This is a genomic window from Azospirillum lipoferum (assembly GCF_024170005.1).
GTDB lineage: Bacteria > Pseudomonadota > Alphaproteobacteria > Azospirillales > Azospirillaceae > Azospirillum > Azospirillum lipoferum.
The window spans coordinates 1-17,111 of sequence record NZ_JALJXJ010000016.1 but is presented as its reverse complement, the minus strand read 5'-3'; the positions used below and the strand labels follow the sequence as shown (position 1 = coordinate 17,111).

General features: G+C 67.8%; 4 protein-coding genes. 3 read left to right on the top strand and 1 reads right to left on the bottom strand.

Translation table 11 applies throughout. The annotated features are described in order from the left end of the window. Nucleotides 1–34: 34 nt before the first annotated feature. Complete coding sequence (locus tag J2848_RS28760) at nt 35–1,459, bottom strand: tetratricopeptide repeat protein (RefSeq protein ID WP_170307161.1); 1,425 nt, start codon at nt 1,457–1,459, stop codon at nt 35–37. 287 nt (nt 1,460–1,746) lie between these two features. Between J2848_RS28760 and J2848_RS28755 the strand changes: the two genes are divergently transcribed. The 3 genes from J2848_RS28755 to J2848_RS28745 form a co-directional block, all read left to right on the top strand. Further along, nucleotides 1,747–3,015 (top strand): glycosyltransferase family 2 protein, encoded by a 1,269-nt coding sequence (locus J2848_RS28755; RefSeq protein ID WP_149233514.1) that lies wholly within the window; start codon nt 1,747–1,749, stop codon nt 3,013–3,015. Between the two features lie 68 nt (nt 3,016–3,083). Beyond that, entirely contained in the window at nt 3,084–4,742 is a 1,659-nt protein-coding gene (locus J2848_RS28750; RefSeq protein ID WP_149233515.1) for a tetratricopeptide repeat protein, read from the top strand. Between the two features lie 579 nt (nt 4,743–5,321). Further along, nucleotides 5,322–17,111, top strand: an 11,790-nt coding sequence (locus J2848_RS28745) for an Ig-like domain-containing protein (protein ID WP_253568775.1), incomplete at its 3' end; no start/stop codon positions are given.

The window sequence follows — 17,111 nt, the reverse complement described above, 5'->3', positions numbered from 1 at the left end:
ACCTTCGGCTAATCAAGACAGGCCGCGGTTCCGATCATACCAAGCCATTCAAAGGACGGCGACCGGCGGCCACCGCCTGCAGTTCGGCGGAGATCGCTGTGACGACGCTGGTCCAGTCCCCCGGGGTCGGCTGGCGGAACAGCCTTGCGGTTGGATACCAGGGACTGTCGGCCCGCCCCTCCATCCAGCGCCAGTCGGCGGCGAATGGCAGCATGATCCAGACCGGCCGGCCCAAGGCACCGGCAAGATGCGCCGGCGCCGTACAGGAGGTGATGACGAGGTCGAGTCCGGCCATGATCGCCGCGGTATCCGCGAAGTCACGGATCCTGTCGCCCAGGTCGGTGACGGTCGTGGGCAGGACATGTCCGGCCAGGTCGCGCCGTCCGTCCCCCACCTGCAGCAGGACCATGTGCACGCCGGGCAGCGTCAGCAGGGGGGCGACGGCCGTGAAGCGCGGCGACCGCCAACGGTCTCCCTCGAACGACGGGTTGCCCGCCCACACCAGCCCGACCTTCAGCCCGGCGGTGTCCGACAGCCGCGTGCGCCATGCCGCCGCGTCCTCCGGTGCCGGATGCAGATAGGGCACCCCGCCGGGAATGCTGCCGCGGTCGGTGCCCAGCAGGTGCGGCAGGCTCAGCAGGGGCGTCCATGCGTCGACCCGCGGCATCCGGTCTCCATCGGCCACCACCTGGCGCACCCCGTCGGCGCGCGTCATCAGGCGCTTCAGAGCGGGTGAGCAGAGCATGGTCAGCGTTCCGCCGCCGCGTTCCACCAGCTTGGCGTAGCGCACGAACTGGATGGAGTCGCCTTCGCCCTGTTCCGTCACCGCCAGCAGGGAAACGCCATTCAGCGCTCCGCCGCGCCAGCGGGGAACCGGCGTGTCAAGCATGGGCGCCGGCGGCGGTGAAACCGCGTGGCGATGCTCGTACCAACCGAAGCCGGCGCCGAGGTCGCCGCGGCGCAGCAACGCGAAGCCGAGATTCTTCGCCGCCTTATGCATGGTGGGGTCCAGCGCCAGCGACTGCCGGAAACAGGCTTCCGCCCTGGCGGTCTGGCCGGCATCGAACAGGATGGCGCCGAGATTGCACAGGGCACCGGCATGTCTGGGCGCCACGCTCAACGCGCGTTTGAGGACCGCGATGGCATCCTCGTCGCGATGGACCCTGCACAGCTGGCTGGCGAAGTTGGACCAGGCTTCCGCATGGCCGGGATCGACCGCCAGTGCCCGTTGGAAGCAGCGCATCGCAAGGGCGCTGTGTCCGAGCTGGCCTGTCAGGGTGCCGAGATTGGCATGGGTGGGGCCGTACATCGGAAACCTGCCGGCCGCCCGGGTGAAGGCCTCGACCGCCGCCACCCTGTCGCCCTTCTGCGAGGCGAGCAAACCGGCCTGGAACTCCGGGCTGTATTGGGGGTCGGTTGCGGACACGTCGGGGGGGACGTCATCGGGGGGGACGGGCATGGAGGTTCCGTCATGGCGCTGTGGCCGGCTGGCGGCGGAGCGCCATCCTAGCCGGGATCCGCGCATCCGCAAGACCGTCCCATCCGGAGCCGGGCTGCTGTAGACTGGAAACCCGCCGCCGCTTTTCCGAACCGTCGAGTTCCCGCGTGATCCCAGAGGCTCGAATCCCAGACGCCAAAGCCCCGGATGCTCAAGCCAGAGCCCAGACCGCCCTTCGCCATGCGATCGACGCCCATCGGGAGGGGCGCCTTGCGGATGCGAGGCGATGCTACGCCGAACTGCTGTGCATGGCCCCGGCCGATCCCGGATTGGTCCTGCTGATGGCTCTGGCCGAGGTGGAGGACGGGGGAGCCGTTCGCTGGCTGCCCAGGGTTGTCCCCCTGGCTGCCCCCCTGGCTGCCGGTGACGCCGGCTTCGAGCGGCTGCGCGAGACCATGCTTTCGGTGACCGCGCATCGGCTGTCCGTTCAACTGGAGGGGGGAGCGGTCGACCGGGCCGGTGTCGCACTGGCGCGGCTGGTGGAGGCGCTGCCGCCGCATCGTGCCCTGCTGCGTCTCCTGGCGCTGGTCCGTTTCATCCAGGGGGCAACCGACGAGGCCGGCGGACTGCTCGCCCGGGTGTCGGGTCTTGCCGCCGGCGATGGGGCCGCCGGCGAGGGTGCCGTGCCGGTGGCGGAGGCCGGTCTGGAGCGCGCGCTGTACGCGCTTGAGCGGCGGCGCAGGGACCATCGAATGTTGGGCACCGTGGTGATCCCGGCCTATCGCGTGGAGGGGTGCATCGGGCGCGCCCTGGACAGCGTGGACCGGGCGGTTCGCTATTACCGGCAGGCGGCGGACGAACCGGACGCGTCCTTTCATATCTGCGTGGTGGACGACGCTTCGCCGGACGATACCGTGAAGGCGGTCCGGGCGTGGTCACAGGCCCATCCCGAACACAGCCTGTCGTTGATCGCCAGCAGCCGCAACGGCGGGGCCGGGCGGTCGCGCAACCTCGGGGCCGCCATGGCGATGGGGCCGTATCTGTGGTTTCTCGACGCCGACGACTGGTTTCTCGACCGCCATCTCTGGGTGACGGCCACGGCGCTCGACCGCCATCCGGAGATCGGCTTCGTGCGCACCGGCATTCGCTTCGACAGCATCGACCGGGACATCACTCCGGTCTGGCGCTCGGCCTCCGAAACGACCTATCCCTGCAACCTGGGTGTGCGTCGCGTCTGCCATGACCTGATCGGCGGCTTTCCCGACGAGGAACCGTTCAATCCGGCCGGGCCTGAGGATGTCTGCTACAGCAGGGCATTGCAGTCGCTGTTCGTCGGGGCGAAGACCGCGGAACCGACGGTGTACTATACGCTCAGCGACGGGAATGTGTTCGACAGGTTGAAGGCGGACATGCTGAGCGGCAGGCCGCCCGGGCAGGGAGCGCCGCCGGAACCGGTCCATCTGGCGGCGGAGCTTCTGATCCGCCGCCGGCTCTATGCCCTGGAGGCCAAGCGTGGAATGCAGTGGGATGGACCGCCCATTCTTCCCGACAGGAATGGGCGGATGATCGCCCTGTGACGGCAGGCAGGCATTCGGCGTCTGGTCTGGCCGTGACTCCGGCCGATGTTCTTGCCGAAGCGCATCGGATGCTGGCAAGCGGCCGGATCGGCGCCGCTGCGATGTATTTCCGCTGCTTCGCGGCGCTCAGTCCCGGGGAACCGGCGGGCCTGCTTGGCCTTGGCCACATCGCGGTGCGGAACGATGCGCCGGGCAGTGCGATAACCATGTTCGCCCGCGCAGCGGCATTGGCGCCCGACCTCGGCCGGGTGGTGCTGGATCTTGGCCGGCTCTGTGCCCATGACGGACGGACGGACCGGGCCGTCACCGCGTTGCGCACGGCCCTGGCGCTCGATCCCGGCTGCGTCGAAGGGTGGATCGCGCTTGCCATGGTGATCCATGCGGCGCAGGGGCCGGCGGTCTCGGCCGCAGCCTTCCGCCGGGTGGCGCGCCTGCTGCCGGAAATGGTGTCCGCCCATCTCAATCTGGGGAGCGTGCTGTTCGATTCCGGATGCTGGCCGAACGCCGGGACGAGCTTGCGGCATGCGCTGGTGCTGGACCCGGCGCAGGCCTATGCACTGTTCCAACTGGGCCGGGTGGCGCGCCGGATCGGGCAGGCGAATGCGGCCTGCCGGCTGCTGGACCGTGCGGCCCGGCTGGAGCCGGCGACTTCGCCCGTCGCGGCGGACATTGTGGCGGAACTGGCCCTTGCGCTGCGTGACGAAGGCCGGTGGCAGGACGCCATCCGTTACGGGCGGCGGACCGCGGCCCTGGTCCCGGAGCGCTATGACGCCCACCTTGCGCTCGCCGCCGCCGCCGAGGCGGAGGGCCGCACTGCCCAGGCGCTCGCCGCTTATGAGCGGGCGATCCGCTGCCATCCGGGATTCGGCGAAGCGTTCACCCGACGCGCTGTTTTGCAGTTGCGGCAGCGTTGGGAAGCCCCACCCCCGCGTTCCGTGGCCGGGCGTTCCGGACGGCGCCTCGCCGCGACGGAGTTGGGGTGCAACGGGCGTTTCGGCAACCAGCTGCTTCAGTACGGCTTTCTGCGCCTCTATGCCGCCCGGCATGATCTGGATCTGGAGGTGCCGGAGTGGGTGGGGTGCTACCTGTACGATTGCGATGATCCGCTGCCCGGGGCTCCCCTTCCCCGGGCTTCGGAGGAGGGCCATGATTTCTTCGCCTCGCTGTCCGGCGTCGTACCGGTTCGGGCTGAGTGCGACGTCACCGGTTATTTCTGCCGCCACACCGCGGCGTTGGCACCGTACCGGACGGACTTCCGCAGGATCTTCACGCCCGGCCGGTATCTGTGGCCGCGCGCCGACGCGATCGAACATCGTTTGCGCGCACGGGGACGGACGGTTGTCGCGCTGCATCTGCGGCGGGGCGACTATGGCTGGGGACGGTTCTGGATCGCGCCGGAGGAATGGTACCTGACGTGGCTGGAGCGGCTGTGGGCCGATCTCGATTCGCCCGTTCTCTATCTGGCAACCGACGCGCCGGAACTGGCCGGGGCCTTCGCATCATTTTCCCCCATTCTCGCCACCGACCTGGGCGAGCCCCTGGCGGGTGCCGAGTTCTTCACCGATTTCCATGCGCTGTGCGTCGCCGATGTGCTGGCGATCTCCAACAGCACCTTTTCCTTTGTGGCCGGCCTGCTGAACCAGACCGCCCGGCGGTTCGTCCGCCCGGATCGTCATCGGCGCATGCTGGTGCCTTACAACCCCTGGGACGCCGAAGTCCTGCTTTGAACCGACGCCGAACCGGGCGTCGTGGCCGAGATCCCGGAAGATTGTCCTGTGGAGCCGGTAGAGCAACCGGGCGCCATAAGCAGCCTATGGGTATGCGGCACAAGGGAGTCCCGAAAAAGCCGTTTGCTCGCTTTCACGCTAATTTGCTATTAACTCGGGTGGTAATACTTTCGTGGTAAAATGGTTTTGAGCTGTTCGAAAATCGTGGTGCTGGATCGTTTGTGCTAAAAGAATAGTATTTGGGGGTTATTCATGACTGTTCGGCAATTCGAATTGCAATTTTTGCGCGCGATTTGCGGGAAAATCAGAAATTCTTATCAGACTTCATCGCTATCACGACCCATTTCTTCATTTGATAGTTGTTGCAAGTATAGAGGGTATACTTGGTTTGTTCGGTGTCTATACAAAACGATAGACTTGCTAGAAGCAGCCATTTGCTTCCCGAGCTTAATACTGGCGTATGTGAGCGGTTCGGCTCCGGTGCCCATCGACTAGTTCCGCCTCCGAAGGCAGGCGTCGTCTGCTGAGACCCCTGACATCGTCTTTCCCATCCTTCAAGCTGCCGCGTGTGAGGAAATTATGGCCGGAACCGTCAACGCCACAGGAACCACCACCACCACCACGTCGCCGAGCACCATCATCGGCAGCACGGGGGTGGACGTTGTCACCCTGGGCAATACCGGCAACACCACCACGGTGAGGGTACTCGAGACGCTCATCGGCAGCACCGGCTTCGATCTCATCACGCTCGGCAGTGGGGGCAACACCACCACGGTAAGGGCGCTCGAGACGCTGATCGGTGGTGCCGGCAACGACGTGATCTACGGCTCGACCGTCGGAACGACGATGGCGGTATCGCTGATCGAGACCCTGACCGGAACCTCCAAGTCGGCGGTCGAAGACATCATTCTGGTGGGGACCAGCGGCAATACGGTCCGGGTGGACTGGATCGATACCCTTATCGGCACCACGGCGAAGGACGTGGTCTATTTCGGCAGCGGCTCCGTGCCCGGATCTCTTGCCACCTCTGGCAGCACCATGCTGGTGTCGCTGGTGGAGACGATCATCGGCGGGTCCGGAACGGAGGTCGTCTTCCTCGGCGACGCCAGCAGCACGATCTCCGTTCAGGACATCACCACGCTGTTGGGCAACACAGGGATTGATGTCGCCCAGATTTCCTCGACCGTGGGCACGACGATGGTCGTGTCCCAGATCGACACGGTGATCGGCAACATCGGCTTCGATCTGATCTCCGGACAGGGTGCGCCAAGCCCGCTCAACCTGGCCGTCTTGGGGGTGGATGCCATCCTTGGCGGTACGACCAGCAACCAAGACTACGTCAAGCTGCTGGAGACGAACGGCGCCACCGTCCTCGTCGGTGCGATCGATACGCTCATCGGCACGGCCGGCAATGACGTCATCGATATGAGCAGAGATGTCGGAAATATAAAATTCGGCAGCAGCATATCCAGCACCATGCACGTCACCGGGGTGGAAACCCTGATCGGCGGAGCGTCAGCAAACACGATCTATATCGATAATACGGCAGGCTCGACCATTAGAGTGTCGATGCTTGACACTGTATTCGGCACCACCGGTACCGACGTCATGCTCATGACGAATAACGGCACCATTGGCAACACGATCCGGATTGATCTCTACGAAACGATCATCGGCAGTACCCTCTATGACATGATCGTCCAGGTCAAAGGCTACGGCTCGACGGTTCTGGTTTCCGGCGTGGAGCAGTTGGCCGGCGGCATCGGCAAGGACGTCTACATTCTCGGCGACATTGGCGGCGCCACTGTCACCACCATGGGCGTGGATACCCTGATTGGAACGTCTGGCATCGACGTTATGACAGGGATCAATTTTGGCCACTATGAGCAGGCTACGAGCGATCCGTCGAAGCCCGGAGGCTCCAATCTGTTCGGTTTGGCCCTGACGCTGGCGGTCTCGCATGTCGAAACCGTGTACGGCGCCCAGTATCCATCGCTGCCGGCCAACCCTGCCGATTTTCTCGCGCTGATCGATCCGGAAGGCTCGACCGTGCAGATCAGCGGCATCGAGACGCTCGTCGGCTCCGCGGGGCAAGACCGCGTCACGATGTTTACCAGTTCCCACAGCTTCACCACCGGCCAGAACATGTGGGTGGCGGGAATCGAGACGCTGACCGGCTCTGACGACCTGGATATCATCCGCACGGACACCAGCGGTATCACCATCCAGGTGAGCGCCATCGAATCCGTCGTCGGCGGCAGCGGTCTGGATCTGGTCATGCTGGCCAGCACCGGCACCACGATGCAGGTCAGCGGCCTGGAGACGATCATCGGTGGCGCCGGCAGGGATCTGCTGACGGCCAGCGGCGGGATCACCGCCGCCATCAGCGCCATCGAAACGCTGACGGGTAGCGCGGGCGTCGATGTGGTCGGCCTGCTGGGCGGCGGGAACACCACGACGCTGTCGCTGGTCGAGACGATCCAGGGCCTGGACAGCGGTACCGACGTCATCATCCTGACGGAAACCTACAACACGGTGTTCGCATCGTGGCTCGAGACGCTGTTCGGCGGCACCGGCACGGACATCGTGAGGCTGGGCAGCGCCGGCAACACCATGCTGGCGGTCGGTTTCGAAACGCTGATCGGCGGCGCCGGCACCGATGCGATCCTTCTCCAGGGATCGGCGGGCAACACCGTATCGGTTTCCAATCTCGAAACCGTCACAGGCGGTGGCAGCCTCGACGTGCTGGTGCTCGGCTCCACGGGTGGAACGCTGTCGGTCGGTTCCATCGAGACGGTGGTCGGGTCCGCCGCCATCGATGTGCTCACGCTTGGTGGGACGGCGGGCAACAGCATCGTGGTCAGCGGGGTCGAAACCCTGATCGGCAGCACGGGCCGTGATGTGGTGGTGCTGTCGTCGGGCGGGACCACGATCCTGGCGGCCGGGCTGGAGACGCTGACCGGCGGCGCCGGCATCGACGTCGTGACGCTGGGCAGCGCCGGCAGCACCATGCTGGCCATCGGCATCGAAACGCTGGTCGGCGACATCGGCGTGGACCTCGTCACATTGAACGGCGGCGGCAACACCATCGCCGTGTCCGGGCTGGAAACCCTGGTCGGCGGAGCGGGCGTGGACGTGGTCACGCTGGGTTCCTCCGGCAACACGATCCTCGCCGCGGGCATCGAAACGCTGACCGGCGGCGCCGGCCGGGATGTGTTCGCCTTCGATTCCACTGCCGCCGGCACCGGCGCGGTCAACGGCTTCAGCAAGGACGACGTCCTCCGCGTCATCGGCGCCACCCTGACCGGCCCGGTCACCAACGGCAACGGAACCGCCGTCGCTGCCGGGGCGATTCAGCTCTCCTCCTCCGGAGGGGTGACGACGCTCTACATCAACACCGCGGGCACCACCGGTGCGGCCACCCGCGTCATCACGCTGGACGGCCTTTACACGCCGGGCAATTTCTCGATTTCCGGCGACAGCATCACGCTGACCCAAAGCTCCCTGACCGGACCCTTCCTCGATGCCGCGTCCGACGGGGGCACCGTCGGCGACGGCATCACCAATGTCACGACCCCAACCTTCACGGGGGCGGCCGAAGCCGACAGCGTCGTCACCCTGTATGAAGGGGGGACGGTGCTGGCCAGCGGCACGGCGTCGTCGAACGGCACCTGGGCGATCTCCAGTACGCTGGGCGAGGGGACGCACACCCTGACCGCGGTTGCCGTGACCACGGCAAGCAACACGGCCACCTCGTCCACGGCATTGACCGTCACCATCGACAGCACGATCGCGGCCCCGACCGGGCTCGCTCTGGCTGCCGGCTCGGACAGCGGGGCGAGCGCCAGCGACCGCATCACCAAGGTCACCGTCCCGACGGTGACCGGCACGGCGGAGGCCAACAGCGTCGTCACGCTCTATGACGGCACGGCCGTTGCGGGCACCGGCACCGCCAACGGCAGCGGCGTCTGGTCGATCACCAGTGCCACGCTTGGCAGCGGCGACCACACGCTGACGGCGACCGCAGTGGATGTTGCCGGGAACAGCTCCACGGCGTCGGCCGGCCTGACCGTCACCATCGACAGCACGACCGCGGCCCCGACCGGTCTTGCCCTGGCCGCCGGCTCGGACAGCGGGTCGAGCGCCAGCGACGGCACCACCAATGTCGTCGCACCCACCGTGACCGGCACGGCGGAGGCCAACAGCGTCGTCACGCTCTATGACGGGACTGTGGTCGCCGGCACTGGTACGGCCAACGGCAGCGGCGTCTGGTCGATCACCAGCGCCACGCTCGGCAGCGGCGGGCACACCCTGACCGCGATTGCGGTGGATGTGGCGGGCAACAGCTCCACGGCTTCCACCGGCCTGACCGTCACCATCGACACCACCGCACCCGGCGCACCGACCGGTCTTGCCCTGGCTGCCGGCTCGGACAGCGGATTGAGCGCCAGCGACCGCATCACCAACATCGTCGCCCCGACGGTGACCGGCACGGCGGAGGCCAACAGCGTCGTCACGCTGTACGACGGCACGGCTGTCGCCGGCACCGGCACGGCCAACGGCAGCGGCGTCTGGTCGATCACCAGTTCTACCCTGGCCGGCGGCGCTCATACGCTGAGCGCGGTCGCGGTGGATCTGGCCGGCAACAGCTCCACGGCGTCGGCCGGCCTGACCGTCACCATCGACAGCACGACCGCAGCGCCGACTGGCTTGGCGCTGGCTGCCGGCTCGGACAGCGGGTTGAGCGCCAGCGACCGCATCACCAAGGTCGTCGCCCCGACGGTGACCGGCACGGCGGAGGCCAACAGCGTCGTCACGCTCTATGACGGCACGGCCGTTGCGGGCACCGGCACGGCCAACGGCAGCGGCGTCTGGTCGATCACCAGTGCCACGCTTGGCAGCGGCGACCACACGCTGACGGCGACCGCAGTGGATGTTGCCGGGAACAGCTCCACGGCCTCCACCGGCCTGACCGTCACCATCGACAGCACGACCGCGGCCCCGACCGGTCTTGCCCTGGCCGCCGGCTCGGACAGCGGGTCGAGCGCCAGCGACGGCACCACCAATGTCGTCGCCCCGACCGTGACCGGCACGGCGGAGGCCAACAGCGTCGTCACGCTCTATGACGGGACTGTGGTCGCCGGCACTGGTACGGCCAACGGCAGCGGCGTCTGGTCGATCACCAGCGCCACGCTCGGCAGCGGCGGGCACACCCTGACCGCGATTGCGGTGGATGTGGCGGGCAACAGCTCCACGGCTTCCACCGGTCTGACCGTCACCATCGACACCACCGCACCGGGTGTCCCGACCGGTCTTGCCCTGGCTGCCGGCTCGGACAGCGGGTCGAGCGCCAGCGACCGCATCACCAACATCGTCGCCCCGACGGTGACCGGCACGGCGGAGGCCAGCAGCGTCGTCACGCTGTACGACGGCACGGCCGTCGCCGGCACCGGCACGGCCAACGGCAGCGGTGTCTGGTCGATCACCAGTGCCACGCTGAGCAGCGGCGCCCACACGCTGACCGCAAGGGCGGTGGACGCGGCGGGGAACAGCTCCACCGCCTCCGCCGCGCTGACCGTTACCATCGACAGCACGACCGCGGCCCCGACGGACCTGGCGCTGGCCGCCGGGTCGGACAGCGGATCGAGCAGCACGGACCGTATCACCAAGGTCGTCGCACCCACCGTTACCGGTGCTGCCGAAGCGAATTCGGTCGTCACCCTCTACGACAACGGCACGGCCGTCGGCGCCGGCACGGCCACCGCCAGCGGAAGCTGGAGCATCACCAGCACCACGCTGAGCAGCGGCGATCACACGCTGACGGCGACCGCAGTGGATGTGGCGGGCAATACCTCCACGGCCTCCACCGGCCTGACGGTCACCATCGACAGCACGATTGCGGCCCCGACAGGTCTGGCGTTGGCCGCCGGCTCGGATACCGGGTCGGGCAGCAGCGACGGCATCACCAATGTCATCACCCCGACGGTGACCGGCACGGCGGAGGCCAACAGCGTCGTCACCCTCTATGACGGCACGGTCGTCGTCGGCGCCGGAACCGCCAATGGCAGCGGCGTCTGGTCGATCACCAGCGCCGCACTCGGCAGCGGCGGCCACACGCTGACCGCCCGTGCGGTGGATCTGGCCGGGAACAGTTCCACCGCCTCCGGCAGCTTGACCGTCACCATTGACACCACCGCGCCCGGCGCCCCGACCGGTCTTGCCCTGGCCGCCGGCTCGGACAGCGGGTCGAGCGCCAGCGACGGCACCACCAACATCGTCACCCCGACGGTGACCGGCACTGCGGAGGCCAACAGCGTCGTCACGCTGTACGACGGTACGGCCATTGCCGGCACCGGCACGGCCAACGGCAGCGGCGTCTGGTCGATCGTCAGTTCCACCTTGAGCAACGGCGGGCACACGCTGAGCGCGATTGCGGTGGATCTGGCCGGGAACACGTCCACGGCATCCACCGGTCTCGCGATCACCATCGACACGACATCGGCCACGCCCGGCGGTCTGGCGTTGGCGCTCGGCTCGGACAGCGGGGCGAGCGACAGCGACCGCAACACGAAGGTCACCACCCCCACGGTCAACGGAACGGCCGAGGCGAACAGTGTGGTGACGCTGTATGACGGCGCCACCGCCGTCGGCACGGTGACGGTGGATGCCGCAGGCCTGTGGTCGCTCACCAGCCCCTCCCTGGCGGACGGCGTCCATACCCTGACGGCTCAGGCGGTCGACGTGGCCGGCAACACCTCCACGGCCTCCACGGCGCTGATGGTGACGGTGGATGCGACGGCGCCGACCGCGCCCACCGGCCTGACGCTGGACCCGGCGTCCGACAGCGACACGCCGGGGGACAACACCACGACAGTGCGGACGCCGACGATCACCGGCACGGCCGAGGCGGACTCGGTGCTGTCGCTGTTCGACGGCAGCAACCTGCTCGGCACCACGACCGTCAATGGCGCCGGCAACTGGTCGATCGCCTCGTCGGAGTTGGGGGTGGGAGCCCATACCCTCACCGCGCGGAGCGTCGATCTCGCCGGCAACACCAGCACCGTGTCCGGCAATCTGATTATCACCATCGGCAATCCGCTGCAGGGCGCTCCCTCCACGCCGCAGCTGGACTCGGGATCCGACAGCGGCACCGTGGGCGACCGCCTCACCAATGTGGTGACGCCGACGCTCACCGGCACAGCCGAGGCGGGCAGCACGGTCTCGATCTACGAAAGCGGCACGCTGGTCGGATCCGCCACTGCGGATTCCGTGGGAGCATGGTCGGTGACCACGACGACGCTGTCCAGCGGTGCGCATAATCTCTATGCAACCGCGGTGTCGGGCGGCACGCTCCTCGGCTCCTCCTCCTCGCTGACGGTCACCATCGATGCGTCGGTGCCCACCACCCCGTCGACCCCGGTGCTGGCGGTGGCGTCCGACAGCGGCGTGGCGGGTGACGGGATCACGCGCGTCACCACGCCGACGCTGTCCGGCACCGCGCAAGCCAACGGCATCGTCACGCTCTTCGACGGAAGCACCGCCCTCGGCACGGTGACGGCGGATGCGTCCGGCTTGTGGTCGGTCACCACCGGTACGCTGCCGGACGGCGCGCACACCCTGACCGCGCGCACGATCAACGCGGCCGGCAGCACCAGCCAAGCGTCTTCCGCACTGGTTCTGACCATCGACACCACTTCCGCCACTCCCTCCGGAGTTGCCCTGGCGGCGGCCTCCGACAGCGGAACGTCGGGGGATGGCATCACCAACGTGGTGGCGCCGACCGTGACCGGCACGGCGGAGGCCGGAAGCACGGTCCTGCTCTATGAAGGAACCAGCCTGATCGGTCAGGCCACGGCCGATTCGGGGGGAGCGTGGACCGTCACGGCTTCCGCCCGTGGCGACGGCTCCCATAGCCTGTCGGCTTTGGCAATCGATCCGGCGGGCAATACGTCGCAGGCATTCACCGGGCTGACGATCACCATCGATGTCACCGCACCGGGTGCGCCGGACGCCCTGGCGCTGGCCACCGGCTCGGACAGCGGGTCGAGCAACAGCGACCGCCTGACCAACGTCGCCGCCCCGACCGTCACCGGCACGGCGGAAGCCAACAGCGTCATCACCCTCTATGACGGGACGGCCGTCGCCGGGACCGGCACCGCCAACGGCAGCGGCGTGTGGTCGATCACCAGCGCCACGCTCGGCAGCGGCGCTCATACGCTGAGCGCGGTCGCGGTGGATGCGGCGGGCAACAGCTCCACGGCTTCCACCGGTCTGACCGTCACCATCGACACCACCGCACCGGGTGTCCCGACCGGTCTTGCCCTGGCTGCCGGCTCGGACAGCGGGTCGAGCGCCAGCGACCGCATCACCAACGTCGTCGCCCCGACGGTGACCGGCACGGCGGAGGCCAACAGCGTCGTCACGCTGTACGACGGCACGGCCGTCGCCGGGACCGGCACGGCCAGCGCCAGCGGCGTCTGGTCGATCACCAGCGCCACTCTGGCCGGCGGCGATCACACCCTGACCGCCACCGCGCTGGATGCGGCGGGCAACACCTCCACGGCTTCCACCGGTCTGACCGTCACCATCGACAGCACGACCGCGGCGCCGACCGGTCTGGCGCTGGCTGCCGGCTCGGACAGCGGGTCGAACAGCAGCGACGGCATCACCAACATCGTCACCCCGACCGTCACCGGCACGGCGGAGGCCAACAGTGTCGTCACCCTCTATGACGGAACTTTGGTTGTCGGCGCCGGCACCGCCGATGGCAGCGGCGTCTGGTCGATCGTCAGTTCCACTCTGAGCACCGGCGGGCATACGCTGACCGCGACCGCGGTCGATGTTGCCGGGAACACCTCTACCGCCTCCACAGGCTTGACCGTCACCATCGATACGACGACCGCGGTGCCGACCGGCTTGGCGCTGGCTGCCGGTTCGGACAGCGGGTCGAGTGCCAGCGACCGCATCACCAATGTGACCGCACCGACGGTGACCGGCACGGCGGAGGCCAACAGCGTCGTCACGCTCTATGACGGTACGGCTGTCGCCGGCACCGGCACGGCCAACGGCAGCGGCGTCTGGTCGATCACCAGCGCCACGCTCGGCAGCGGCGGGCATACGCTGACCGCGACTACGGTCGATGTTGCCGGGAACACCTCCACGGCTTCCACTGGCCTGACCGTTACCATCGACAGCACGACCGCGGCGCCGACCGGTCTGGTCCTGGCCGCCGGCTCGGACAGCGGGTCGAGCGCCAGCGACCGCACCACCAATGTGACCGCACCGACGGTGACCGGCACGGCGGAGGCCAACAGCGTCGTCACGCTCTATGACGGCACGGCCGTTGCGGGCACCGGTACGGCGAACGGCAGCGGCGTCTGGTCGATCACCAGTGCCACCCTGGCCGGCGGCGATCACACGCTGACGGCGATGGCGGTGGATCTGGCGGGCAACACCTCCACGGCTTCCACCGGTCTGACCGTCACCATCGACACCACGACCGCGGCCCCGACCGGGCTCGCTCTGGCTGCCGGCTCGGACAGCGGGTCGAGCGCCAGCGACCGCATCACCAATGTTACTGCCCCGACGGTGACCGGCACGGCGGAGGCCAACAGCGTCGTCACGCTGTACGATGGTACGGCCATCGCCGGGACCGGCACGGCCAACGGCAGCGGCGTCTGGTCGATCACCAGTGCCACGCTTGGCAGCGGCGACCACACGCTGACGGCGACCGCAGTGGATGTTGCCGGGAACAGCTCCACGGCGTCGGCCGGCCTGACCGTCACCATCGACAGCACGACCGCGGCCCCGACAGGTCTGGTCCTGGCCGCCGGGTCGGACAGCGGGTCGAGCGCCAGCGACCGCATCACCAGTGTCACCGTCCCGACGGTGACCGGCACGGCGGAGGCCAACAGCGTCGTCACGCTCTATGACGGGACGGCCATCGCCGGCACCGGTACGGCGAACGGCAGCGGCGTCTGGTCGATCACCAGCGCCACGCTCGGCAGCGGCGGGCACACCCTGACTGCGATTGCGGTGGATGTGGCGGGCAACAGCTCCACGGCGTCGGCCGGCCTGACCGTCACCATCGACACCACCGCACCCGGCGCACCGACCGGTCTGGCGCTGACCCCGGACTCCGACAGCGGTCTGAGCAACACCGACCGGATCACCGGTGTGAGGCAGCCGGCGTTGGTCGGTACGGCCGGTGCCAGCGCCACCGTGGTTCTGTATGACGCTACGACCGCGTTGGGCACCGCCACTGCGGACGCCAACGGGTTGTGGACCATAACCGCGGGAGCGTCGTTGGCGGACGGCGACCATACGTTGACCGCCACGCAGATCAACAGCGTCGGCAACACCTCCGTCGCTTCGGCGGCGCTGGTGGTCACCATCAGCGGCACACCGCCGACGGTGACCAGCGTCGTCATCAGCGACGGGCCATATGCGCTGGGGACCGAGATCACGGTCGAGGTCACCTTCAGCGACATCGTCGTCTACACCGGGACGGATTCCACCCTGGCCCTGACCGTTGGGAGCACCACGCGCCAAGCCACCTTCGTGGAAACTTTCGGGTCGTACGCAACCTACAGCTATACGGTACAGCCTGGGGACGTGGATGCGGACGGCGTGACAGCCGTCGCCAACGGCCTGACGCTGAACACCAGCACGATCCGCGACACCAACGCCAACAACGCGGTCCTGACCTATTCAGCCGTAAACAATGCCAACGCGCTGTCACTGGTCTATCCGGTCGCCAGCACCGGCGGCACGACGATCACGCTGGCCCAGTACAGCACCATCCTCGGCAACGCCGGCACCGATGTCATCACGTTGGGGACACCTGGGAACACGGTCGAGATCTCTGCGCTGGAGACCCTGATCGCGTCCGACGGCACGGACGTCATCAGCATCGGCGTGACCACGGGCACGACGCTGCTGCTGTCCAATGTGGAAACGCTTCTGGGTAGCACCGGCAAGGATTCGATCACGCTGGGCACGGCCGGCGGAACGCTGCTGGTGAGCGGCGTGGAGACGCTTCTGGGCGGCGTCGGCACCGATGTGGTGACGCTCCTGGATGCCGGCAGCACCGTCTACACCGCCGGCATCGAGACGCTGACCGGCGGTACCGGCATCGATGTGGTGATGTTCGCCAACACCCAGGGCAACACCCTGACGCAGCGGTTGGTCGAAACGCTGATCGGCGATGCCGGGAGCGATGTCCTGCTGCTGGACAGCACCGGCAGCACCGTTGCGGTCGGCCTGTTCGAAACCATCACCGGCACCATGGCGGTCGATCTGGTTTCGCTGGTCGGCGGCTTCGGCAGCACCCTGCTCGTCAACGGGTTGGAAACGCTGCTGGGCGGGGCCGGCACCGACATCGTCACCCTCGGCACCACCGGCGGCACCTTGCTGGTTTCTGCGCTGGAATCGCTGACCGGCAGCAGCCGCATCGACGCGGTGTCGCTCGGCACCGCCGGCAACACCCTGACCGTCACCGCGGTGGAGACCCTGCTGGGCGGAAGCGGCACCGATGTGATCACGCTGGGTGGAACGGCCGGTTCTACGCTGGTCCTCTCCCTGATCGAGAGCATCGCCGGAACCGTGGGCACCGATCTGCTGACGCTGGGTACCGTCGGAAGCACGCTGTTCGTCTCCGCCGTCGAAACGATCGTCGGCGAGCAGGGATCGGATGTGCTGATGCTGGCGGGTGCCGGTTCCACGATGCTGGTCGGCGCCATCGACACCCTCACCGGCGGCGCCGGCACGGATGTGGTGACGCTGGCCGGCAACGGCACCACCATGAAGGTCGACCTGCTGGAGACGCTGACCGGCAGCGCCGGCAACGAGGTCGTCTCCTTCGGGACGGCAGGCATCACTCTGCTGGTCAGTGCCATCGAGACGCTGACCGGCGGGGCCGGCACCGACGTCGTCACGCTGGCGCAGAGTGGCGGCACGGTGGCCGTTTCGGGGTTGGAAACCCTTCTGGGCGGCCAAGGTACCGACATCGCCGCTTTGGGGAACGCCGGCAACACGCTGTTCGTGTCCTCCATCGAAACGCTGACGGGCGGTACCGGCAACGATTCCGTCTTCTTCGCCTCCGGCGGCAACACGCTGGCTCTCCGTAACATCGAGACGCTGACCGGCAACAGCGGCACCGATGTGGTGATGCTGCTGAATGACGGCGGCCCGATGCAGATCGGACTGTTCGAAACCATCATCGGCAGCGTGGGCAACGATCTCGTCACCCTGGGCAATTCCGGCAACACGCTGGCGGTGTCGCAGCTGGAGACGCTGGTCGGCGGGTCGGGGCTGGACGTGGTGACGCTGGGCTCGGGCGGCAGCACGCTCTCGACGGTGGCGGTGGAG

What these genes read in the sequence shown, in the direction of transcription:
- J2848_RS28750 (WP_149233515.1), top strand. Translation starts at nt 3,084, where the DNA reads ATGCTGGCAAGCGGCCGGATCGGCGCCGCTGCGATGTATTTCCGCTGC.
- J2848_RS28760 (WP_170307161.1), bottom strand. Translation starts at nt 1,459, where the DNA reads ATGCCCGTCCCCCCCGATGACGTCCCCCCCGACGTGTCCGCAACCGAC.
- J2848_RS28755 (WP_149233514.1), top strand. Translation starts at nt 1,747, where the DNA reads ATGGCCCCGGCCGATCCCGGATTGGTCCTGCTGATGGCTCTGGCCGAG.